The following is a 24,997-nucleotide window of genomic DNA, read 5'->3' as shown; positions in this document are numbered from 1 at the left end:
AAACTAATTAGGTTGCTGTGATAATGCGAAAAGTCGCTAGTTGCCTAACGCTAACCACACCGCGACCATCATCATTAGGGAGCCCGAGACCTTATTCAGCCTTTGCACGTTTTGGCTTTTGGTTAACACTCGACCAATGGTTTTTCCGCCGGTGGCGTACATCATCATGCAGACAAATTCAGAGCACATAATAATAAGCACAAGTACGGTTAGTTGAACGGGTAGTGCAAGATCTGGGTTAATAAAGGGTGGTAAAAGTGAAACCTGAAATGCCCAGCCTTTAGGATTTGCCAGCGCCGTTACTAAGCCCTGATTAAATAAGCCTATGTTTGAGTGAATAACGGCATTATCTGGATTGTCAGATATTGCCATTTTTCCTTTGCTGCGCCACATCTGAACTGCAATCCAAGCTAGATAACCTGCACCAACAAATTTTAATACCGTAAACACAGTCGGAAACTTAAGCATCAAAGCCGCCACACCGATAACTGCGGCAACCGCGACGATAGCGACACCAATGACTTCGCCTAGCATCATCCATAATGTACGTTTTACTCCAATAGTCATACCTAGCGTCATCGCTAACGTCATGCACATGCCAGGGGTTACGCTGACAATAAAAAAGGTAGGAATAAATACCGCGAGTAAAGTTAAATCGACCACCAAAGGGCTCCGTTTGAAGTTTACGAACTGGCAAAATAAAAACGCTAGAGTAGTGATTTAATTTTAAAATGGCAAATAAAAACCCTCTTGCGTATCAGGCGCTAAGAGGGCTTTTGGTACAAGCGAGTTGCTCTAGTTAGAGCAAAAATGCTTATTCTGAATCAGCAACTGGTTTTGTGTAGTTTGTATAATCAGTGCTATCAATTGTTGTTGATACTTTGCTCTTACGACGGAAGATGTTTTTAAAGTCTTCTAAGCCCATGTATAAACAAGGTACTAAAATCAATGTAACAAACGTAGCAAACAAAACGGCAAAACCAAGTGCAACCGCCATAGGCACAACAATTCGTGCCTGTAAGCTGGTTTCGAACATAATAGGCAATACGCCCACAAATGTTGTAATTGATGTCAGTGTTATTGCCCTAAAGCGCACACAGCCAGCGTCAATAACTGAACGTGCGACAGATTGACCTTGTTTACGCATTTGGTTTACATAATCTGTCATTACTAGGCTGTCATTGATAACAACACCTGCGGCTGCAATGAGGCCGAACGTTGACATCATGCTTAAGTCCATACCAAACAAGTAATGCCCCCAAACTGCACCAACAAAACCATAAGGAATTACCGACATTATGATCAATGGTTGCGCATAACTCTTTAGCGGTACTGCCAATAAAATGTAAATCATAAGCAAACCAGCGACAAAGAACATGATCTGCTCGTTTTGCTGTGCCTGCTCTTCTTCAATCGAACCACCAAGTTCAGTCTTAACACCAGGGAAATCTGATTTCAGCTTAGGTAACAGCTCGTCTTTGATGCGTTTTACCACTTCATTAGGCTCAACCACCACTTCATCAATCGAGCCGTATATATAAACACTACGGAAACCATTTTCACGACGAATGTAGCTTATACCTGGCTTTTCAGTGAGAGTTACAACATCCCCTAACATGACTTCTTTGCCAGAAGGAGTGGTCACGATGGCGTATTTTAACTCACTGAACTGTTCGCGTGTTAATTGTGGATAACGAACCATAACGCGAATCTCTTCACCACCACGTAAAACTCGCTGTGCTTCACCACCATAAAAGCTTGCACCAATTTGACCAGCAATCGACTGTAACGATAAGCCTAAGTCGTAAGCAACTGGCTTAAGATCTAATTGAATCTCTTTGCTTGCAGGGTCAATTGTTGAACTTATATCGAATAAACCAGGCTCTTTAGATAGCATAGTGATGAACTCACGACCCGCAACATTTAGTTGCTGCAAATCAGGACCATAGAGTAGGTAACCGAAGTCGCCTCCACCTTGGCCACCGCCACCGCCCATTAGTTGGTCTTGTACGGTGATAGATTTCATTCCAGGAATATCTGGCATTTGTTCACGCCAACGACGAGCAATTTCAAAGGTGTCAAATGGACGTAACTCTTCATCAACTAAAGGGATAACTATACGACCTGAACTGCGATCTTGGTTAAACGCTAGAATATCACGAACCATTTTTTGACCGGTTTCTTGCTCAATTTGACGATCGACTCTTTTCACCATCTCTTCAATCTTTTGAATTGCGTCAATGGTTTGTTGATCTGAAACCGTTTGGTTCATTTCAATTCGAATATCAGGGAAATCGTGAGGTACTTTAGGTTGTGGTACAAAACGTACATGACTACCAGCCATCATCGCGATGCTGACCAGTAATATACCAACAAAGGCCATCATCACTGCCCAGCGCCACTCAACACATTTTTTTAAGAAATTTTTGTACTTAACATTCACAAAGTAATTAAAGCGCTTGTTAAAGCGATGGCGAAGGCTATTTTCTTTAATCGGGCTAAATTTAGTGTGCGCCAAGTGAGCAGGCAAAATAAGTTTCGACTCTATCAAGCTAAATATTAAACAAAATACAACCACAGTCGCAATGTTATAAAAGAACGAACCTTGTGGGCCACTTGATGCAAAAAACGGAGCGAATACCGCTATAGTAGTCAATACACCAAAGGTTGCTGGAGTGGCAACTTTTTTCGCGCCACGTACAACATTCTCAACTCCGCCACCGTGCTTTTCTATTTCGGTATAGGCACTTTCGCCAATGACAATGGCATCGTCCACCACAATCCCTAGCACCATAATGAATGCAAAGAGTGAAAGAACGTTAATGCTAACGCCAAAGATTGGCATCATCATAACCGCGCCTAAAAAGCACACTGGCAAACCAATCATGACCCAAAATGCCAGTCTAAATCTCAAAAATATAGTTAGCATAATGGCGACTAAGATAGAGCCCTGAAAAAGGTTCGACAGCATCATATTGAGTCGAGCTTTTAAATAGTACGTCATATCTACAAGTACTTTTAGTTCCATGCCCGCTGGTAGCGTAGGGTTACGCTGTTCAATATAGCTTTTAACCGAATTTGATACAGCGATTGAATTTTGATCTTTCGTGGCATTTACTTGGATAAATACCGAGTTTTGACCAGAGAATTTGTTGTATCGAACACCTTCGGTAAATCCATCTTTAATGATGGCAACGTCTTCTAGTAGCACTTTAGAGCCGTTATCACCAATTTTAACGGGTATTAGTCTAAACTCTTCGCCGTTGTAAAATTGATTCTCAATTCGAACCGCAATTAATCCTGCATCAGTACGTAATTGGCCGGCTGAATAGTTTGCCGAATATCGACGAATAGCTTGAGTAATGTCCGTTAGAGTAAGGTTGTATTTACGTAATTGGTCTGGTTGAATTTCAATAGCAATTTCTTCAGCAGGGGCATTAACGGTTACTAACGAGACATTATTAAGTTGGAGTAATTCGTCTTCAATTTGTTTTGCAATCGGCTTTAGTTCTTCTACAGACATATCTCCGACTAGAGACATTTCTATAACTTGTTGATTAAATTCAAACTGCCTAACATTAACCGGCTCCATGGCGGCGGGAAAAGTCGCAATGCTGTCAATTCGCATTTTAACTTTATCGAGTACTTCTGCTAAATCTTTGTCAGGATCTATTTCTAAAGAGACTCGACCAGAGTTTCGAAATGCGTTGGAATACATCTCTTTAATCTCTGTGACATCTTTTAGCGCCTCTTCAATTTTTATTAAAATACTTTCTTCAATTTCTTGTGGCGAGGCACCGCGATAGGCCGCACTAACTTGAATATAGTTAATTTCGATATTTGGAAACATCTGACGCTGAATTGTAAAGTAGCTTATTAAGCCCATAACGATGATGAACACCATCATAAGGTTAGCCGCCACCGAGTTATTCGCGAAAAAGGCAATGAGTCCCGTTTCTTTTTTTTGTTTGATTTCAGACATGAGCGTTATGCATCCTTATTGCTTTGAGCAACAGACGTTGGAACTACATTTGAATCATCTTTTGGTTTATCGTTGTTTTTATCGGACTCGCCCGCTAACTTAACTTTCATGCCATCCTGAGCGTACTCTGGAATTGTCATAATAAGTTGGTCTTCTGGGTTTAAACCACCACTGATAAGGAATGTTTTGCCTTCTTCTTTGACTACATCAACTTTCTTCTGCTTTAACGTGTTGTTATCGCCTAATACCCAAACGCGGTTATTTGTTACTAAATCTTGAGAAAGTTTTACTATGTTATTCAAGCCTTGACCGTCAAAGCTCACTTCAACGTAAGTGCCAAACATTAAACGAGGTAAGTCTGCTTTTAGACCATACGGATCTTCAACTTCAACTACTATGTTACCCATACGCGTTGCTTGGTCAACGATGCCAGTATCACGAACAATAATGCCATTTCGTGTACTTGAGAACTTTTCACGAGTAGATATTTCAGCACGTAAGCCGGTCAAGGTATTAGGTAGGAAGGTACGATCGAAGCCTGCAACAGGGAAAACAATTTCTGCTTTTTCAACGTTATATAATTCACCTACATTCGTACCTCGGTTTACAAATTGACCAGTACCTAAGTCACGCTTAATGATTAGGGCGTCGTAAGGTGCAAGTACTCGGCAATTGTCTAAGTCACGTTGCGCTAACTTAACCGAACCTTGTGCCAGTTTTACAGCGGCTTCAGCGCTCATTACTTGTGGTTTACGTAGATATAAGTCAGAAACGCGCTCATTTGGCATCGATTTGGCTTCGCGTTTTGCTACTTCGGCACGACCTTGTTCTTCGATTAACTGAGCTTGAGCCGTTTTTAATTGTGACTCGGCTTGCAGTAAGGCGACTTCATAAGTGTCAGATTCAATCTCGAATAACACTTCTCCGCGTTTTACTAAACCACCTTCAACAAAATTAGGATGCCATTTAACAACTTCGCCTGAGACTTGTGCTGAAATCATGGTTTTCTCAAGTGGAGTCACCGCGCCATACCCTCGGATTCTTATTTGATGAAACTCTGGGTTAACTTGCTGAACGGTTACAGTAGGGCGGGTATCAATTTCTTTCTTTTCTGGCGGCTTAGGGCCATTGTTTTGAACAATATTAAACGCAACAGCGCCACCTAATAATATGACAATAGGTGCTGCAATTTTTAACCATTTTTTGCTCATGACTTAATCCATTTAAAATTTTGTTAAGGTAGTTATAAAGTTAAACTAGCTTTGTGTAGTATATTAAAACACTACAAGCAGAATGTGAGCTTTCACAATTGTAAGAAAATGTGTGATATTTTTCCTACAAATAAGAAAAAACTAATAAATATCTATAACTTATTGACGCAATAGTAACCTGCTACCGAACCTTTAATCTATAAATAAAAATTGAATTTCAATGTATAAACTTCGTCAATACCAACAAGAAGCCGTTGACGCAACCGTCAGTCACTTTAAGAAGACTAACGATCCGGCTGTTATCGTGCTCCCAACGGGTGCAGGTAAAAGCTTGGTTATAGCTGAGTTAGCCAGAATAGCCCGACGAAAAATATTGGTGTTAACCCACGTTAAAGAGTTAGTTGAGCAAAATCATCAAAAGTTTCATGAATACGCCGAGCAAATGGACGTAAAAAGTGGTGTTTTTTCAGCTGGTTTGAGTCGTAAAGAAACAAAATATCAAGTTACATTTGCTAGCGTGCAATCGGTAGCACGAAACCTAGAAAAGTTTGCTCAACAATATTCGTTGATCATTATTGATGAATGTCATCGCGTCAGCCACTTTGAAGAAGAGTTTGTTGAAGAAAACGCAGTTGATAAAAAGTCAGCTGGTGAAACGTCAGTAAAGGCAAAATCCGGCAATCAATACAGTCAAATTGTCGGCCAACTAAAGGCGTATAATCCCGAGCTTAAAATCCTAGGGTTAACAGCGACTCCTTTTCGTTTAGGACTTGGTTGGATTTATCAACATCATTACCACGGTTTTGTGAGATCTTCACAAGCAACACCGTTTAAAAAATGCATTTACGAACTGCCCTTGTCATACATGATTAAAAACGGCTTTTTAACGCCACCTAAATTAATTGACGCTGCTGTTGAGCAATATGACTTTTCTGCGCTGCAATCTAATAAGTTTGGCGAATTTGATGACGCAGAGGTGAATGAGTTATTGGGCAAATACCCTCGTGTCACAGAAGGCATAGTGGAGCAAATTCAACTGTTAGCACAAGGTGAGCTTCATAGTCGTGACAAAAACAATGAAAATGAGCGAGTAGGCGATAGAAAGGGTGTAATGATTTTTGCCGCCACGGTAAAACACGCCAAAGAAATTGTCGGTTACCTTGAATCTAAAAATGAAAGTGCAGTTCTAACTAACACTAAAACTAAAGAGCAGACCGACGAACAAACGTCCGATGCTGTTTCAAGAGTCGCCTTGATCACCGCTAAAACAAAAAACGACGAACGGGCACAGCTGATCAATGACTTTAAAGCCCAGAAAATAAAATACTTAGTTAACGTATCGGTATTAACAACGGGTTTTGATGCGCCGCATGTGGACCTAATTGCGATTCTTAGACCTACGCAGTCTGTGAGTTTATATCAGCAAATTGTTGGGCGAGGTTTGCGCTTAGCTGAAGGCAAAAAAGACTGTTTAGTGATTGATTATGCAGGAAATGGGATAAACATCTTTCACCCAGAAGTAGGCGAGAAAAAACCGGACTCTAGAAGTGAGCTGGTTCAAGTCTTTTGTCCATCATGCGGTTTTGCCAATACATTTTGGGGCATTACTGACAGCGACGGAAAAGTGCTTGAACACTACGGCAGAGCTTGCCAAGGCATTCTTGAAATGCCAGAAGAAGAAATGCTAGGTAGCTCAACGTTAGATGGCTCAATGTCAGCAGACTTACAAGGCTCAAAACATAAGAGTGGCAGAGAATACAGCTCACAGGATAATGAGATCATGCCTTGCGATTATCGCTTCAGGTTTAAAGAATGTCCTACCTGTAATGCTCAAAATGATATTGCCGCACGTGAATGCCACGATTGTAAAAATCAGCTTGTCGATCCCGATGAAAAGCTTAAAGAAGCCTTAAAACTAAGTAATCGAATGGTTATTAGATGTAGTGGCATGACGTTTTCGGAACATAATGGGGCGCTAAAAATCGTTTACTATGATGAAGACGGTACAGAGCTAAAAGAGTTTTTTGATTTGAGTTCCGAAAAGCAACGCTCGGTTTTTAATTTACAATTTGGTAGACGATTTAGGAACTCTAGTGAGCCGCGAAATTTTATGTCGCTAAATGAGGTCTTAAAAGAGTCACAGGGCTTTATTATCCCGGATTTTGTTATCGCCAAAAAAGATCCAAAACGAAAATCAAAGACACATATAGTTTGGCAAGTGCAAGATAAAATCTTTGATTACAAGGGTAAATACCGAACCGCTAATCAGCTCTAAGTGTTGATTAGCCGGTAATAAAACTAGTCACATGTGTATATAAAATATATGCAAATTAAGAAGGCTTAAAAATGAGTAGTTCGAACATGAGGCTTTTAATTTCAGCGCTGGTGGCCTTTAGCTTTTATTTTGCGTGGGCATATTGGGCTAATTTAAGTGACGCCATACCCTTGAATACCACCATTCAAGCTGCCTTTGTACAAGGTGCATATAGCGGGTTAATGACACTATTATTTACCTGGCTGTTAGAACGTTCTGTATCTAAGTTTCACGGTCACTGTTTTTCACTAGCGTTTATGATGCCAATACTTTGTAAATTTCATTCAACGTCAACGCAGAATCAAGCCATTAAAAAAGCACTATCACACGGATTAAATGAATCAGCTCGATTTTTTGAAGGGCAAAAGCTTCCGGGGGCTTTATTAGCACCTTTACTGCCGCTATTAATTCAAAGTGGCTTGGTCACGCTCGTGAATGTCATAAACCAAACACCTAACCTTTGGTTAACCGTAGCGCCCAGTATTATATTTTCTGGTATCTATGGATATAGTTATTCCGCTGCTTTAATCCGAACTAAAAACTAAAAACTAAAAACTAAAAACTAAAAACTAAAAACTAAAAACTAAAAACTAAAAACTAAAAACTAAAAACTAAAAACTAAAAACTAAAAACTAAAAACTAAAAACTAAAAACTAAAAACTAAAAACTAAAAACTAAAAACTAAAAACTAAAAACTAAAAACTAAAAACTAAAAACTAAAAACTAAAAACTAAAAAGGCCCTAATGAATTAGAGCCTTTTGTCTGTCGAAGCCAGAATGACCTAGTGGTCAACACCTTTAGACTTCAAGTAGTCATCGTAACTACCGCGGAAATCAATGATCTTGTTGCCTTTGATTTCTAGAATACGGTTTGCCAATGAAGAAACAAACTGACGATCATGAGAAACAAAGATTAACGTGCCTTCGTAGTTCTCAAGTGCCATGTTTAAAGACTCAATAGATTCCATATCCATGTGGTTGGTTGGCTCATCGAGTAATAAAACGTTAGGCGTTGCCATCATCATTTTACCAAACAACATACGACCTTGTTCACCACCAGATAAAACCGTTACCGACTTTTTAATATCGTCAGATGAGAACAACATACGACCTAAGAAACTACGTATGCTTTGCTCATCGTCATTTGGACGACGCCATTGGCTCATCCAGTCAAACAAATTCATGTCAGTTTCAAAGTCAGCGGCGTGATCCTGAGCGTAATAACCCATTTTCACATTCTCTGACCATTTAACAAAACCTGTGTCAGGCTCAAGATCGCCTTGTAATGTGCGTAACAGCGTTGTTTTACCCGCACCGTTTTCACCAATAATGGCAATGCGCTCACCAACATCAACCATAAGGTTAAAGTTTTCAAATAAAGGACCTTCATCAAAACCTTTTGATAAATTCTCAATTTCAACAGCTTGACGATAAAGCTTTTTCTCTTGTTCAAAGCGAATAAATGGATTCACACGGCTAGAGGCTTTTACTTCATCTAACTTAATTTTTTCCATTTGTTTTTGACGAGACGTTGCTTGGCGAGCTTTTGAAGCGTTAGCAGAGAAACGTGCAACAAAGGATTTCAACTCATCAATTTGGGCTTTTTTCTTAGCATTGTCAGAGATCATTCGCGCGCGTGCTTGAGTTGCTGCCAACATGTATTCGTCATAGTTGCCTGGGTAAACGCGAAGCTCACCGTAGTCTAAGTCAGCCATGTGAGTACATACTGAATTTAAGAAGTGACGGTCATGCGAAATGATGATCATGGTTGAGTTACGTTGGTTAAGGATGTCTTCTAACCAGCGAATTGTGTCGATGTCCAAGTTGTTGGTTGGTTCGTCGAGCAATAAAAAGTCTGGTTCTGAAAACAGCGCCTGAGCCAGTAAAACACGCAGTTTAAAGCCTGGCGCAACTTCGCTCATTAATCCGTAATGCAACTCAGTGCCTATGCCAACACCTAGTAATAATTCGCCTGCCGATGACTCAGCTTCGTAACCGCCCATTTCTGCAAATTGCGTTTCTAAATCGGCTACTTTCATGCCGTCTTCTTCAGACATTTCAGGCAAAGAGTAAATACGGTCACGCTCTTGTTTAACGTCCCATAACTCTTGGTGACCCATGATAACCGTGTCTAGCACTGAATATTCTTCAAAACCAAACTGATCCTGGCGAAGCTTACCTAAACGCTCACCTTCACCGTAGCTTACATTACCGCTTGATGGCACTAATTCACCGCCAAGGATCTTCATAAACGTTGACTTACCACATCCATTTGCGCCAATTAAACCGTAGCGGTTACCGTTACCAAATTTAACCGAGATATTTTCGAATAATGGCTTCGCGCCAAATTGCATTGTGATGTTAGCAGTAGTGATCACGTTATTGAGTTCCTCTTGGGGTCGTGCTTAAGTCATGCTTAAAAAAAGCACAGTAAATTAAATATTAATACAAGGCTGTTACATGAGTATTAATTTAGGGGCGCGATTTAAACAAAATTTCGACAATTTTTCCAGTCTAGTCTGGTATTTCAAAGAAAATAGTCGTCTTAAACAAAGTTTGTTTTGAAAGGGGTATAAAACGTTTACGACATATTAATTTACATAAATATAATTAAACCAATGGCGAACTTTTCACCAAGTCGTTAATCTACAAAGTCATTAAATATCTCAACTCAAAATTAAATTTATTCAGGGACGTATATGAAAACCAAAGCTTTTCTTTTAACTAGTGTCTTTATGTTTGCTCTTAGCGGCTGTATGAGCATGCCTATTTCTACCATGTACAAAATGAGTCAAATTTCTCCAATTGATATGAAACCAGCGGAAGTTCGTATTGCCATTCGCACTAATGAAGCGGTCGATGTACAAACGGGTGCAGCAAAAATACGAATGAAATATGAAACCACAGGTGACGAAACAAGTTCGGCAGTATTGCGAGAACACATGGCATTGGTTGAGGTAGTAACCGATCTTAAAGCGGACTTCTCGCCGATTCTTTTAGAAGATATTGAGCCTCGAGAGCGCATCACTATTCTCAAACTGTCAGAAAGTGACGCTGTGGCAATTGCAGAAACGCTGGCGATTGCGAAATCAAATAAAGCGAACGGCGTTAAAGGGGCTGGTAACTTTTCCATATCGATGAGTAGTAATTGTTTTGGTAATTTAGAGCAGTTTGAGGAATTAGAAGTAGACTTATTTTTGCAGACAGACGCTCAAGAAGGGTATTTCCTATTTTTAGAAGACGTCGACATTATTGAAGAGGCTAAAGACAATAACATCGACTTGAAAAAAACGAATAAATGTAACGCCGAGTAACTAACCGGCCAAATAAACAAATATTGTTTAATCTAATTCTATTAATGATTGATAAGCTTTTGAATATTCAAACTGCTTTATTAAATCAAGAACCTGATCGTATTTTCTACAGTTCTTGTCATCTAAAATAGAGACCAATAAATTAAGGAAAGGCTGCGTAATCAACTCATGATTATGTAGCTTCTCTCTTAAGGTGATTAACATTTCAGATAAATCCCCATCATTCGTCAGATCTGGGCGGTGCGGCGGTGTTGTTTTTTGATTTAGTTCTAACACCCGATGGCAATCGGTAATACTAGACGTTACACAGTCATAAAGTGGCTTGAAATTTATACATTCAATGTTCACTTTTTGGGTAAGTTGCAAGTCTAATTCGGTGCTTATTTCATTTAGTTTTTGTAGGCCTAATGCGCCAGAAGAGCCTTTTAAAGTATGGATTAGTGAGTGTAGCTCAGGCCCATTATTAAGCTTTATTGCGTTTTGAATCTCGTTATTAAAAGATTCGTATTGTTGTACAAACATTTCAATAATTAACAAGTAAGTCTCTGGCTGCCCAAGCTCATTAATACTGGCAAGACTTGGCTGTAAAACGTGTAACTGTTCTGGGTACAAAATGGGGTGAGACATAACCTGCTCACTGGTATTTGAGAATGACGTATTCATGGGTGAAACCTAAAAATTGAATTCGAGCTTAATTATAGCAGTGTTTAATTAAATAACCGCTAACCAGTCATGCGCGATTGCTTGGTTACGACCGCCCTCTTTAGCTTGGTAAAGCATTTCATCAGCTTGGGCAATCAGCTCAACAATATTGTAAGATGCGCTTAGTGTATCCGTAACGCCAATGCTCATTGTGACGTAATCCGATACCGAAGAAAACTCATGCTGAATGGCTGTAGTTGCCAGTTTACTGCGAATTTTGTCTGCAAAAAGCATGGCACCACTTGCAGGCGTGTTATACAACACAATGGCAAACTCTTCACCACCAACTCTAAAAGCAAAATCTGACGGGCGGCGACATTCACTTTTAATGCAATTGGCAACTTCACGGAGACATTTATCGCCCTGCGGATGTCCATAATGATCGTTGTAAGCTTTAAAAAAGTCGATATCCAAAGACAGAAGTGAAACAGGCACACCTTCTCTTTCGCCACGTTTTAATTCTTGCTGCAATTGCTCATCAAACGCGCGACGGTTGCCAAGTTCCGTTAGTGCATCAACATTTGCATAATGAGACAACAACTTGGTTTTACGTAACTGCTGTAGTTGTACATTGATTCTGGCGACCAATACTTGTTGGTTTAAAGGCTTGTAGATATAGTCGTTTGCGCCAACAGACAAGCCTTCTGCTTCGCGTTCGTTGGAATGATGGCTGGTCATAAACACGATACTAAGATTGTCATTAAATTCGTGTTGAGAGCGAATTTCGCGGCAAATTTCAAAGCCATTACCATCGGGCAAATTAATATCTAACAAAACTAGATCAATATCGTTATTGGCAAGAGTTTTTAAAGTATCGTAACGATTTTTGGCAATGAATAGTTCATAGTTCATGCTTTGTAAGTGGCTAACCACTGTTTGAATTTGAGTCGCGTCATCATCTACGACTAAAATTTTTGCGCTATTTGTTTTTATCATTATCGCTTCATATCCCATTGCCTGTAGCGGTAGAATACGGAGACTTGTATCGGTTTGCAATATGCAACAACACTATGAAAAGGTTAAATTATTTAAGTATGATAGGAAACTGGATTACAAACGCGTTAAATCCTGATTATACTGAATAAAAAATCACTGAGTGTGGTATGAAAAAATTATTGCTTCTTTTAGTGGCATTTAGCTTTTTTATTAATGCTAAAGAGCCTTATGTCATTGGCCTTGATGCTGACTTATCTGCTGTTGCAAAAGACGGCGGTGAAGCAATACAGCGTGGCGCTTTAATAGCGATTGATGAAATTAATAAAAAAGGTGGCGTTTTAGGTCGCCAATTAAAGCTAGTAAGCAAAGATCATCGTGGCAACCCTGCCCGGGGTAAGCATAATATAAAGTCATTTTCGAGCATGCCAAATTTAATTGCCATATTAGGTGGTGTTCATACGCCAGTGGTTATGCAAGAGTTACCCTTGATACATAAATATAAAATCCCATTTTTGGTACCATGGGCTGCAGGTACAGCGATTGTTGATAATGACTTTGATCCTAACTTTGTTTTTCGTTTATCGGTCCGTGATGCAGAAGCCGGCTCGGTATTAGTTAATGCAGCAAAACAAGATGGCCATGAAAAAATAGCTTTATTGCTGGAGCAAACTGCTTGGGGCCGATCCAATAGTACTCCTATTGAGTCGCAAAGCGTTTTATCTAATATCAAGCTTACTCACACTGCATGGTTTAATTGGCGCCAAAAGTCGATGCAAAATGAATTGCAACGAATAAAAAAAAGTGGAGCAACCGCCATTTTGCTGGTAGCAAATGCGCCAGAGGGGGCGACTATTATTCGTGAGTTAGCCTCTAACCCAGAATTTAAAGACTTAGCTGTTTATTCTCATTGGGGCATAGCAAGTGGTAAATTTACACAAAATGTCGGTATTGAGTTGTTACAACAAATCGACATTTCAGTATTGCAAACATATAGTTTTTTGAGACCGACAAACGCTGTATTAAACGATCGAGTTTTATCCTCCTACATAAAGCGGTTTGATAAAGATGCCACCGCTGAAAGTATTTCTGGCGCAACGGGTGTGGCACATGCATATGATCTGGTTTATTTACTCGCCAAAGCTATAGAGCTAGGTAAATCGGTAGATTCTGATAACATACGAAAAAATTTAGAAAAAATTAATAAGCACAATGGCTTAGTTAAATTGTACGAGCCGCCGTTTACCGCAAGTAGTCATGATGCATTAATGGCGCAAGATTACTTTATGGCAAAATATAACGAATCAGGATTTTTAGTACCAAACACCAATGCAAAGAAATAGACCGCTATATAAAATACTGATTCAGCAAGCGATGCCCAAGGTCATGTCGATGGCCTTGATTGTATCCATTGTGCTGTTCATCAGCTTTTTTCTATTTATCGAAGATCAACTTAATAACCGTCATCGAGCGCAATTAGAGCAAATAGAAAAGATTGCGGTCAACAACATAGACAATATCACCACACAAGTTTCCAACTTGGCAAAAAATGACCTTATTATTAATAGCCTAATAGATTATGAACAGCGTGAGAACTATCTTTCGGTGTTTTTTCAGTCGCTAAAAATAACCAACAGTAATGATATCGCGATTGGTTTTTTAAACTTTAATGCTGAGCCAATCGTGGTAAAAAATTGGACCTTATTCGAACTAAACCACAAAAACTTTAATTGGCGAAGTGAAGTGCTTGAACAAGGCCGAGTTAATGTAGATGTCTCTAAACACGGCATTCTAATCGCAGCACCCGTTATGTATGGTTCAACTGCTGAAGGCGCAATAGTTGTTTATGTAAAGTCTCTGCAAGACGTCATTTCATACTCATCAAGTTTAGGTGTTCAAGTATTAGTTAATGACGAATATGAAGTGATGTTCAGTTCTCAACCTGACCAATTGCCTATTGGGACAATCATTACTGAGAAAAAGTTATCAGGCACATTCTCGGTAAAAGCGGAAGGGCGATGGTGGCGAGCATTTAGTGTCGAACGTCTAACAAAAGCCTATCAAGATGTTTTACAGCTTTTTGTTATGGTGTTTTTTCTTCTTATGGTTGTTATTTTTGCTACAAACTACAGTGCGCGTATCTCTGCAAAAATTGCGAGCCAAGCATTAAAATCACTGCGCGATAGTATCAGTGAAGCAAGCAAAGGTCGCAGTCCAATTAATCAACCTATATCTCGCCGAGAGCCTAGTGAAGTAGTTGCTATTAAAGCATCGGTTAATTTTTTATTACACGACTTATTAAATACATCGTTATCACGAGATCGTTTTGAAAGTGTCATAAATTCAATGTCAGAGCCTTTACTGGTGTTAGATCATAACTTTAATAGCGTATTGCAAAACAACAGCATGTTTGAACTTGGATTAGAGTACCGAGTTACCTTGCCTGATGATTTTAACCTGATTTTTCCGCAACAAACTTGGCAAGAACTAGAACAAAAAAATAGAGTTGAAATTGATTACAGTAAATACGGTACGTTAACCTCCAGACCGCTAGTGCTTGAGTGGCGACTGAACCATTATATTAGCGATGGACAAGAAATTGGCTTTGTTTTGGTTGCGACAGATTTAACCAAACAAAAAGATTTGATGTTTGAACTTCAGATGAAGAACAAAGCCATCGACGAAGCAAGTACAGCTATTGTCATTAGTGATATGTTAAATGGTGATCAGCCTGTTGTTTATGCAAATCAAGCCTTTTTAGACTTAACAGGTTACCCAATTGAAGAAGTGTTAGGTAGAAACTGTAGCTTTTTACAAGGAGCTAAAACTAGCCCAGCCAAAGTCGAGGCGATGAGAACTGCGATATCTAACAGAGAGACGTTAGAAATTACAGTTATAAATTATAAAAAGAACGGCACACCATTTTCGAACAATCTAACACTCAGTCCAATTATTAATGATTCAGGTGTTCTCACCCATTATATTGGCTTTCAGCATGACGTTACCGAGCAGCAACGCACTGCAAGCTATTTAAAACAAGCCAAAGAGCGTGCAGAGCAGTCAGCAAAAATGAAGTCTGAGTTTTTAGCTAGCATGAGTCATGAAATTCGCACACCAATGAACGGTGTTATTGGCACGTTAAGTTTAATGCTAAAAGAAGAGCTAGGACAGCAACAACGAGAATACGCTGTCATCGCTAAAGATAGCGCAGAGTCATTGTTATCTCTGATAAATGATATTTTAGACTTTTCAAAAATTGAAGCTGGAAAATTGGAAATTGAAACACAAGAGCTTGATATAGAGTCCTTAACTCGCTCGGTATTTAGAACTTTTAAAGCGAGTGCAGACGCTCAAGGTTTAGCGTTTACATTGGATATGACAAAAGTCAATGAAGCCTTTGTATTAGGTGATGCTAGTCGCCTACGTCAGGTAATGAATAATATTATTGGCAATGCGTTAAAGTTTACCCAAGAAGGTGAAGTGAGTATAAGCGTTGAAACAAAGCCAATCGATCAGAACACTATTGAATGTATATGGCATATCAAAGACACAGGTATTGGCATTAAGGCAAGTCGAATAAACTCTATCTTTGAATCTTTTACTCAAGCAGACTCGTCGACAACACGTGAATTTGGTGGAACTGGACTTGGATTATCCATTTCAAAACAGCTTTGCCAGCTAATGGGTGGCGACATAAAGCTTAAAAGTGAGCTTGGTGTTGGCAGTACATTTTCCTTTTCTGTACAGCTAGGTGTTAGCTCAAACACCGACAACGTACTATTTAAAGAAGTGGAAAAGGCGCAACCATTTGAGAAGGTTACGATGAGAGCCTTGCTCGTTGAAGATAATTTGATTAACCAGATGGTTGCAAAAAAAATGCTTACGGAAAGTGGTGTAGAAATAGAAGTGGCCATTAACGGCGCTAAGGCTTTAGAACGCTTAAGTGAGTCACAGCAACGAGAGTTTGATGTGATATTTATGGATTGTCATATGCCGGTTTTAGATGGTTACGAAGCTACGCAAGCAATTCGAAATGGCGAAGCGGGCGAACATAATAAAAGTATCCCAATAATCGCTATGACGGCCAACGCGATGAAAGGTGACAAAGAGAAGTGCTTTGAAGCTGGTATGGACGACTACACACCGAAACCGATTGATCTAGGCGTACTGCAAAGTTTGCTTACAAAATGGCATGTAAAGCTGAAAGGTTAAACAAACAGAAAAAGCACATTGATAGACTGTTCGGCGCTTTTTCTGCTTTTAGTTGCCATTTAAAGGCGCTCAATAGTCCACTGTGTAGCAATAATAGCAATGGCCAACGAGCCCGTAGGCATTATCCACTTTTGATACCAAGCGTAATTTCTGATCATTATTAACAATGGCAATGCCACCGCTAAAATCGCCAACTGACCTATTTCCACACCGAGGTTAAATGTCAGCACGCTTAATAATTGAAATTGATTTGATAAGCCCAGCTCGCCAAGTACACCGGCAAAGCCCATTCCATGCAATAAACCAAAACCAAATGTAACCCAGCCGAGTCTTATAACCACAGGCCAAATATTATTGAGGGCTGCAAAAACTACAGATATGGCAATACCTATTTCTACCCACTTGCTACTTGGTGCAATAACACCCATAGCAGTAGCGGTTAGTGTTATAGAGTGAGCAATAGTAAACGCGGTAACAATCCAGGCTGTTTGTTTTAAAATTTGTACTTTTGATGGACTCGCTTGCCATTGCTTTTGTTCACGTAATAATACACAAGTGAGTAATAACGCAATTAAAAATAGGATGTGATCAAGACCCATCCAAATATGTAGAACCCCTTGATATAAGTACTCAACAGCTGTGGAATACGCTGTTACCTGATCAACCCGAACCAAGCTTTCTCTATCCGTTATATCGTAAACAAAGCTGGTATGGTTTATAGAAACAAGCGACTTGTGGTTAGCGTTAAAATCAAAAAAAGCATCATATTTTATAGCAAAATCGCCACTGCTTTGGCAATTTACCCGAATAGGGATATTTAAATAAGGCTGATTAAAGTGGCTATCTAGTTTTAGTGAGCCTTGGCTTGTAACAACGCATTGACGTTCGTTTTGAGTCGTAGTCAAAACACTTTTCACAAACTGTGAAATGGCAGATTGTTGGAACGTAATTTCTTGCCACGTAATATTCCCGTCTTTATTGATGTCAAAGTTGATGACTTGTTCTAGATCTTTAACTTCTACTTGCCACTCCCCCAATAGATTTTGTGTTTTTTCAGATTCTGATTTTAGTGTGAGATAGCTGGTGCTCAGCTGGTGGCCAAATGATGAAAAAGAGGCGAATGCAAGAAAGGCAATAAAAGTGACTACCATTTTAAAATGATTCATTTTTAAACTCCTTGAATCTTGCCGAGGCTCTTGCAAGTAACGTTTTGTCGGATTCAAGTTTTGCTTGTTGCCAATTAATGGTGGCCCAATACAAGGCTTTATCACTATTGTCTTCAATCGTTAAATAATACAACGCAAGATCAGCCGCATGAAAAGTATCCTGGCGTTGTTCTCTTAATTCAATTCGTTTTGAGATTAGGGCTTGCCACTTACTCGTTTGACTTTGAATGTTTTGCTTTTCTGCTTGTGCGAGTCTAAGTAATAAGGCGTCCTCTAAGTTATTTGGCTCTGAGATCAAGTTGCTAATCGTGTCTATTACAGCGTTGTAGTTTGACAATTCTAATTGTGCATCAGACCATAAAACGAGAATGCTTACCGGCGCTTTCTTTAAGTCAACATTGGCTAAGTGTTTTAGTGTTTGTTTGGGTTGGTTAAGTCTAAACGCCATTTCAGCTAATACGTGTTGTGTTGCCTGACTTGATGGCTTATCACCCACGACAGATAGCAAACTTTTGTAACTCGTTTCTACTTTGCCATTATGACTTTCTGCATCTAGTGCACAGGTACTTACTGTTTCAACACTTGCTAGCCCTAGTAGTTGTAAACATGTGAGCCTGGCGGAATCAAATTTACCTTTTGTTTGTAACATATTAGCCTTTAGTAACAATGAATTAACCATGTTCGGGTTAGTTTGTAAAATAGTGTCTATTACCGTGAGTGCGTCATTAAATAGATGCTCTCGTTGTAAAACACGAGCATACAAATAACCTACTTTAGCGGTGGGATTCGCCTGATATCGCTTGGCTAACTCAGTTTTAAGGAAGCCTTGATTAACTTCTGTTTCGCCAACGTTTTGGCTACCCATAACCAACTTTTCTAACTCAATAATTGACACATTCTCGTTATGGCGAACTGTTGTCTTTGCGACTATAAAGTCAGGTTTAGGAATATGAGACTCGGCTGAAGCCGTTACGCTAATTATTAATAAAAAAAACGTCGCTAATGTCTTCATGATTGGTCCTTTTTATAAAACTGGTTGATTAAAAAAGCCGTCCTTGGCAATTTAAAGTGAACTCACTTCTTAACGAAAGAACTTAAAAATCGACAAGCAACTCATCAAAATCCGTTTCCACCTCAGTATTAAGGTAATGTCGACCATTAACACTAAGCGGTAAGCTAGATGGTTCTTGGCGAAACGCTGTTCTAACCTGAGTTGAAAAATCAACTGGCAGTTGCTCAATAGTGATGTTTATCGTTCCTATAACTGGTTGGTTTACACCATCTGAAACGGAAAACTCAAAACTGTCTTCGCCGGTGACTTCCTGATTAGGTGTGTAAGTGTAATTGCCATTCTCTGCAACAAGCACAATGCCAAGTTTAGGCTCAGACACTAAGGCAAACGTTAGAGGATCGTTGTTTCTATCAGTTCCTAACAACATATCGCTGATAGCTACTTCCGTTTGTGTGACGACAATGGCATCCGTTGCTTGTGGAAAATAGTTCACCTTAGATTTGTCATCTTTATCGTTACTACAAGCTGAAATGGCCAATACCGATGCAAGGGCGCCTATTCGGAGTAAATTCATGTTATTCATAGCAATGCTCCTATTTTGAGCCAGCAAGAGGTGTTGCTAAATATGGAAACGATGCGTCCATCATAGTTGCATCTAGCGGGGCGCCATCAGTAAATGGAACTAAACCTGTATTTGCATCTTCCGGAGCACATAAGCCTAAGTCAGTATCAGTGCCATTAACTGGAACTGGGTGACATAAGCGACCCATAACAACACGAAGTGCGATATCTACAACGTCATCGCCAGGTCTACGACCATTTGGGAATCCTGCTAAGTCATTACCGGCAACACCAAATGCAGATTGATCTGCTTGAGCTGTAGCCGCGATACCAGTATTTAAACGAAGCATTTCAGCGCCTGTCACTGTTGCTTGCTGGTTTACGCCAGGGAAGCCTGTTAAAAAGGCAGTAACTAAGTCATTACGTGGGAAGTTAGTTGGTGCTAACGTTTCCATGTTTGTGCCTAGCGTTGTGTTTACCGCGTCTTTAAACAAAATGTTTAGAAGCTCTGGTAATGATGGGTGAGTAACGTAGTCGATAAACTGACCATCGTTTTGTGGGTGAGATGAAGAAAAAGTATCTTTATCTTTTAAGCCAATTACCAACTCGTTCACAAGAGGATTACCTAAACGAGATACTTGAGTTAATGCGCCACCGCTTACACTTGGTTTTTCAAAGGTTGCATTTGGATTTAAAATACGTGCCTGAGGTAGGCTCGCCGTTGTCCATGTACCAATAGTGCCATTGCCTTCACCGGTTACGCAGGCTTTTGGCACTTCAACAGCAATAGAAGTTACGTTTTTATCCGCTAGGTCATCATTACTATCATCTTGCGTAATTCCGCCAGGGAAACCTTCGCCATCACCGGCACCTGGAGCGCTGTCACCTTCAACTGGTACATAGTTCACTAAATCAAAAGTCTTACCAAGGTTTACAACAAATGGGTCTTTACGTTGACCAACAAATACTTTTGCCATGCTGCCACAACCAGGAATAGATACTTGATAGACAAACTGGTCGGCGTAGGCTTGGTAATTCGCCATTGATGTGAATGTTTTATTACCTACATAGTCCAATGGTTTACCAAATTCATTGGTATTGGTCATTGGATTCGTGAGCATGGTTTTTGTACCAGTGCGCTGTGGACCGGTAATAACAGACATTGAGTAGCTTTCGCTAAAATTAACTGCGGCGTTGTTGCCTGGTGCAATTCCACCAATGTTCTTTAAAGGCACTGCAACGGTTCTTTGATTACCTTCAGGACCAACGGTAAGGGCAATGCCTTCATTATCTTGCGCCAATTTACTTTTGAAATTAAAGGCGAAGGTCATATCTTCAATGGCGTCGCCATCGCTGTCGATATGAATGCTATATGTAGCGTCTGGATCCATCGCAAAATAATTTGGACCACCGTACGCGTCTTGCAGAGGAATGTAATTTGCGATTAGCGTGACGTATTCGCCGCGGCCTTCTTCGTAACTATTAAATGCGTAAAAATCTGTTGAGTCTAATGCTGCAAATCGAGCAATGTTTGGTGCTTCTCTATGACTCGAGGCATCACTTGCCGTGCTGAAAAGAGTACTGCATACAGCCAGAGCGACTAAAGATGGAGTTAACAATTTCATGACTTTATCCTTTGTTTTATTAAGAAGTCATGAAGAAAACGCGCGAGGTTTCAAAGTGGATGCAGAAAAGGTGAAATTAATTTAAATATTTAAAATGTCGTTTAATTTGCTAGATATTCACACATCCATACATAAAAAAACCAGACTCTATTTCAAGTCTGGTTTTGTAAAGCGGGCCATTAACCAATAGTTAACGTAGGTAAATCGTACTCGCCTTAAAGCACAATTAGGTCTGTCGTATAAAGCACTTCAGTAGGTGAACCTGTTGGTGAACCACCTAAAGGCTCCAAGCTGACCGCTAATAATGCAATATCTTGCGCATTAAATTGGCTGTTCTTCAACAATGTTTTCATACCATCTTTAGGCAATAAACCCAGTGAAATTGGTGCGGCTTGGCCTTTCAATATCATCCATAGCTCGTAATCTTTGTCCGTTCTCGCCTCAAGCGAGGAGCTTGCCTTAACAATTAAGTTTTGGTCTTGAACATCAACTAACCATAATGGTGTTTTGGCTTCATTCTTAAAGACAGCAAGTTGACTGCTTTCAAACGGATCAATTGGCAACGGTTTTTCTGATTGCCAAATAACAGCCGCAAGAGCAATACAACCAACCGACGCGGCCATAGACCAAACTTGCAGGAACCTGCTCTTCTGTTTTTTCGGTGTTTCTGTAAATGTATTGCTTTGATCACTACTGGATCGGGTTTGAATATTTAGGGCAATCACGTTGGTATCAATACGTTGGCTGATCCTTTCCCAAACTTGCTGATCAGGTGTCACCGACTCAATTGAACTGGCAAGCCGGTTTAAATGCTGCTCCCATTTCCAAGTAGCCTCACGAGCTCGGTTTGACGTTAACATAAGTCTTGAATAGCGATCTCGCGCTGAACCCACTAACGTTCCCAACACATACTCTGCTGCCAACATGTCTATGAGTTTTTGATTTTCATAATTCATAACGTTAAACACCTTTGTAATTGTTGTAAGCCACGTCGAATCCAACTTTTTACCGTACCTAATGGTGACGATACATGATCAACTAACTCATAATGGGTTAGGCCTTTGTAATAAGCTAAATGAATAGCTTGGCGCTGCTGTTGATCTAACTGCTCGATACAGTCTACTAACTTGTTGTCGTTACCTGATTCATACTCAATGGTTAAGTCTGATTCATGGTTAATTTCAACATTTTCTAAGTCGGCACTGTGCTCCCCAGTGAGGGTTTGCTCTTTTCGCACTTTATTGTGGCGAATAAGATCTAAGCTTCGATATCGAACGATGCTAATCATCCACGAAATGACTACACCTTTACTTGATTGATAGTCGCTAGCGTTGTGCCAAATTTTAATAAACGCATCTTGCAGTGCTTCTTCGGCCAGAGCTTTGTTCTTCAGCATTTTTAAGCTTATGGCATACAGCTTGCCGCTGGTGGCATTATACAATTCAGCAAATGCCTTTTTGTCGCCTTTCGCAGTCGCACTGAGAAGAGGCAATAATTCATCATGTTCCATATTTGACCTATTGTTGGTTGTTATTTCTGTAACGTCGCAAAACAAAAACTGGATGCAGAAACAGCGAACTTTTTTTATACCCTAACAGGTCGAAGTGAAAATGCGCTAAAAATATATTACAAAGTTAGTAAAGTGCTTAAAAAAGGCTCTATTTGCGTTAGTTGTTGATCTCTGAATTTGTACTATAACTAATTGTCCCAAAGCTAGAGAGGTCGGGACATTGAAGAAGAATCAGTTCACGTTAATAATTGAGTCGTTATCTAAGCTAACACACAATCAGAAACGATTGCTACATCACCATGTTGTTGAAGACCTCAAACGTGGTGATACAGATAACCTAATCAATGAATGTAAAGGTGATGATGTTATATGCCCTCACTGTGGCAATGAGGAAATTGGCAAATGGGGTATGGCTGCTGGCTTGCAACGCTTCAAATGCAAAAGCTCAACATGTGGTAAAACCTTCAATGCCCTAACCAAAACACCTCTAGCACGATTACGAAAGCGTGAACTTTGGGCTAAAAACCTAGAGTACATGTTAGATGGTTTGCCAATTAGACGAGTGGCATAGCTTTTAGAGGTTGCAGAGACTACAGCGTTTCGTTGGCGACACAGATTCTTAAAAGCTCCAGCTCAACGGAAACCATTAGATGTAGCAGGGATAATTGAAGCCGATGAAATGTTCTATATGGAGAGTTTTAAAGGCAATCAGACTATTTATGACCGAAAATCTAGAAAGCGTGGAGGTATGGGCGATAGAAGAACTGTTGACGATAAAATCCCTGTATTGATCGTAGTTGACAGAAGTGGTGGTTTAACTGATTTTGTACTGGAAGAGCATTCAAGCGATGAGATTCACAACGCAATGAGGCCAATAGTAAACCATGACAGTATTCTTTGTAGTGATGGCGCACACGCATACCGTTCTTTTGCTAAAGAAGAGAACATACAGCACTACCGAACCATTGTAAGCAAGGGTGAGCGAGTGATCGGTGGTCAATTCCATATCCAGAATGTAAATGGCTATATGAGCCGTTTACGCGGCTGGAAGCGAAGGTTTAATGGCGTTGGTACAGAATATCTATCAAACTACTTAGGTTGGATGAGAATGATGGATAGCAAGAAAGATAAGTACAAAGAGATCAAAGTGGAGTATTTGATAAATGAAAATCTGGCATACTCATTACCAGTATGATGTTTGACATTCCTAATCATGCCATTAAGATAAGTGTCTGATTTCATTGGTTTGCCTGAACTCATAAATAGTTTTAGGCTAATTGGTGAAGCTATAAAGTTCAATGGAATGAAAGGTTGCTAAATGAAGTTATACATAACTATTTTCTTTACTCTTTTTATTGCGGGCTGTTCGAATTTTATTGCTAATAAAATAACATCTTCAAATACACTTGATATTTCAGGCAATATTGCTGAAGGTATTGTTGTAGTTGATTTATGTGACAACGATTTTCATTGTATTAAAGCGCAAAAGATTAAAGACTTAGAAGTTGATAAGATGGAATTGTCGTTTAGCTTCAAAGTAAATAAAAACCATAAAAAGTGGCTGTTCAAGCTAAGAAATGCTGATGTAGTGAATGCAAATTCTGACAACAATCTAATTTTTATATTCTCTGGATATAGCCAGCCAAGCGAAATCATTTATATCCAGCAACTGTGGTTACAATATATAAGTGGTGCAGAAGTCATTGTAATCCAAAGTGCGGATAAATCTGATTCGTTTCAATTTGGCTTAGATTATGTTTCGCCTATAGTCTCATATATTGAGAAAAAGAAGCCTAACCAAGTTCACCTAATAGGTTTTTCGATGGGGGCTGTTGCAGCTCAAGCTGTTTCTGAGAAAATTGACAATCCTCACCTTCATTTAGTTGCTCCGATGACTAACTTTGAACACTCGACCATCGCCATATGGGATATTTTGCACAAAGAAAAGTTTTATTCCAAGTTCATATCACAAGTAGATGTGGAAGATGCGGTTCAATTAGTGTACAAAAAATCAAATGTAGATGTTCAAGACATAGATATAATCAGTAGAATCAAATCGACCACTGTACCGACATATGTATATGCTTCTATTGATGATAGGGTAACACCAGCTTTAGACTGGAGTGATATACATTTAAAGCAATTAGTATTAAACACATACAACGGCTTAAATCACATCGAAATGATGGGGTTAATCCATAAGCCTTTATTGAAAGATTTTGTTTCTAATCTTTTACAAATAGATATTATTGAAACAGATATTGAGACATTAGGGATACTTTGCGATATCACAGATGATAAATGCTTATCCAAGATTGAACGACTCTAGTTGATTTTAACCCCTATTAGATTGCTCGATTAATTTTGTAATCTCAACCAACCAATTTAATTAGTTAATTCTTGTTAGTTATACTTTTCAACAATTAACGCAAATAGAGCCTTAAAAAAACTAGTT

General features: G+C 39.5%; 18 protein-coding genes and 1 pseudogene. 7 read left to right on the top strand and 12 right to left on the bottom strand.

Annotated features, from left to right (window positions below; translation table 11 throughout):
• Positions 1–36: 36 nt before the first annotated feature.
• The 3 genes from ACZ1GV_RS12810 to ACZ1GV_RS12800 form a co-directional block, all read right to left on the bottom strand.
• Complete coding sequence (locus tag ACZ1GV_RS12810; RefSeq protein WP_472674502.1) at positions 37–663, bottom strand: LysE family translocator; 627 nt, start codon at positions 661–663, stop codon at positions 37–39.
• Between the two features lie 151 nt (positions 664–814).
• Positions 815–3,982, bottom strand: coding sequence for an efflux RND transporter permease subunit (locus ACZ1GV_RS12805; RefSeq protein ID WP_472674501.1), 3,168 nt, complete (start codon positions 3,980–3,982; stop codon positions 815–817).
• Positions 3,983–3,987: 5 nt separating this feature from the next.
• Complete coding sequence (locus ACZ1GV_RS12800) at positions 3,988–5,193, bottom strand: efflux RND transporter periplasmic adaptor subunit (RefSeq protein WP_472674500.1); 1,206 nt, start codon at positions 5,191–5,193, stop codon at positions 3,988–3,990.
• A 220-nt stretch (positions 5,194–5,413) separates the two neighbouring features.
• On the opposite strand from ACZ1GV_RS12800, the gene ACZ1GV_RS12795 reads away from it, so the two are divergent.
• Positions 5,414–7,468, top strand: coding sequence for a DEAD/DEAH box helicase family protein (locus tag ACZ1GV_RS12795; RefSeq protein WP_472674499.1), 2,055 nt, complete (start codon positions 5,414–5,416; stop codon positions 7,466–7,468).
• A 71-nt stretch (positions 7,469–7,539) separates the two neighbouring features.
• Positions 7,540–8,052, top strand: a complete 513-nt coding sequence (locus ACZ1GV_RS12790; RefSeq protein WP_472674498.1) for a hypothetical protein — start codon at positions 7,540–7,542, stop codon at positions 8,050–8,052.
• A gap of 237 nt (positions 8,053–8,289) precedes the next feature.
• On the opposite strand, the gene ACZ1GV_RS12785 is transcribed toward ACZ1GV_RS12790, so the two are convergent.
• The gene (locus ACZ1GV_RS12785; RefSeq protein ID WP_472674497.1) at positions 8,290–9,885 is read right to left on the bottom strand and encodes an ABC-F family ATPase; all 1,596 of its coding nucleotides are present in this window, start codon (positions 9,883–9,885) and stop codon (positions 8,290–8,292) included.
• A 321-nt stretch (positions 9,886–10,206) separates the two neighbouring features.
• Between ACZ1GV_RS12785 and ACZ1GV_RS12780 the strand changes: the two genes are divergently transcribed.
• Entirely contained in the window at positions 10,207–10,821 is a 615-nt protein-coding gene (locus ACZ1GV_RS12780) for a hypothetical protein (RefSeq protein WP_472674496.1), read from the top strand.
• A 27-nt stretch (positions 10,822–10,848) separates the two neighbouring features.
• On the opposite strand, the gene ACZ1GV_RS12775 is transcribed toward ACZ1GV_RS12780, so the two are convergent.
• Positions 10,849–11,484, bottom strand: coding sequence for an Hpt domain-containing protein (locus ACZ1GV_RS12775; protein WP_472674495.1), 636 nt, complete (start codon positions 11,482–11,484; stop codon positions 10,849–10,851).
• Positions 11,485–11,532: 48 nt separating this feature from the next.
• On the bottom strand, positions 11,533–12,459 hold the full coding sequence (locus tag ACZ1GV_RS12770; protein ID WP_472674494.1) for a GGDEF domain-containing response regulator: 927 nt from the start codon (positions 12,457–12,459) through the stop codon (positions 11,533–11,535).
• Between the two features lie 167 nt (positions 12,460–12,626).
• Here ACZ1GV_RS12770 and ACZ1GV_RS12765 point away from each other — a divergent pair, with 167 nt between their 5' ends.
• The gene (locus ACZ1GV_RS12765; protein WP_472674493.1) at positions 12,627–13,799 is read left to right on the top strand and encodes an ABC transporter substrate-binding protein; all 1,173 of its coding nucleotides are present in this window, start codon (positions 12,627–12,629) and stop codon (positions 13,797–13,799) included.
• A complete protein-coding gene (locus ACZ1GV_RS12760; protein ID WP_472674492.1) occupies positions 13,786–16,668 on the top strand; it encodes an ATP-binding protein in 2,883 nt (960 codons plus the stop codon). The genes ACZ1GV_RS12765 and ACZ1GV_RS12760 overlap by 14 nt, the downstream gene beginning before the upstream one ends.
• A gap of 59 nt (positions 16,669–16,727) precedes the next feature.
• Here the strand turns inward: ACZ1GV_RS12760 and ACZ1GV_RS12755 are convergent, their stop codons facing one another.
• The 6 genes from ACZ1GV_RS12755 to ACZ1GV_RS12730 all read right to left on the bottom strand — a co-directional run bounded on the left by ACZ1GV_RS12755 (position 16,728) and on the right by ACZ1GV_RS12730 (position 22,542).
• Positions 16,728–17,834, bottom strand: coding sequence for a HupE/UreJ family protein (locus tag ACZ1GV_RS12755; protein ID WP_472674491.1), 1,107 nt, complete (start codon positions 17,832–17,834; stop codon positions 16,728–16,730).
• Positions 17,821–18,846, bottom strand: a complete 1,026-nt coding sequence (locus tag ACZ1GV_RS12750; protein WP_472674490.1) for a tetratricopeptide repeat protein — start codon at positions 18,844–18,846, stop codon at positions 17,821–17,823. The genes ACZ1GV_RS12755 and ACZ1GV_RS12750 overlap by 14 nt, the downstream gene beginning before the upstream one ends.
• Before the next feature lie 82 nt (positions 18,847–18,928).
• Positions 18,929–19,429, bottom strand: a complete 501-nt coding sequence (locus tag ACZ1GV_RS12745) for an Ig-like domain-containing protein (RefSeq protein WP_472674489.1) — start codon at positions 19,427–19,429, stop codon at positions 18,929–18,931.
• Between the two features lie 10 nt (positions 19,430–19,439).
• Positions 19,440–21,032, bottom strand: a complete 1,593-nt coding sequence (locus ACZ1GV_RS12740) for a DUF4331 domain-containing protein (protein ID WP_472674488.1) — start codon at positions 21,030–21,032, stop codon at positions 19,440–19,442.
• Between the two features lie 215 nt (positions 21,033–21,247).
• Positions 21,248–21,988 carry an anti-sigma factor gene (locus ACZ1GV_RS12735; RefSeq protein ID WP_472674487.1) on the bottom strand — a complete coding sequence of 247 codons (741 nt, stop codon included), beginning with the start codon at positions 21,986–21,988 and terminating at the stop codon, positions 21,248–21,250.
• On the bottom strand, positions 21,985–22,542 hold the full coding sequence (locus ACZ1GV_RS12730; RefSeq protein ID WP_472674486.1) for a sigma-70 family RNA polymerase sigma factor: 558 nt from the start codon (positions 22,540–22,542) through the stop codon (positions 21,985–21,987). The genes ACZ1GV_RS12735 and ACZ1GV_RS12730 overlap by 4 nt, the downstream gene beginning before the upstream one ends.
• 220 nt (positions 22,543–22,762) lie before the next feature.
• Between ACZ1GV_RS12730 and ACZ1GV_RS12725 the strand changes: the two are divergent.
• Positions 22,763–23,737 (top strand): annotated as a pseudogene (locus ACZ1GV_RS12725) (IS1595 family transposase).
• Positions 23,738–23,860: 123 nt separating this feature from the next.
• Entirely contained in the window at positions 23,861–24,871 is a 1,011-nt protein-coding gene (locus ACZ1GV_RS12720) for a hypothetical protein (RefSeq protein WP_472674485.1), read from the top strand.
• Positions 24,872–24,997 lie beyond the last annotated feature (126 nt).

The organism is Psychrosphaera sp. HA2-10 (assembly GCF_055693745.1).
Note: the sequence above shows the minus strand (reverse complement) of the source record. Positions and strands in the feature narration are given on the sequence as shown.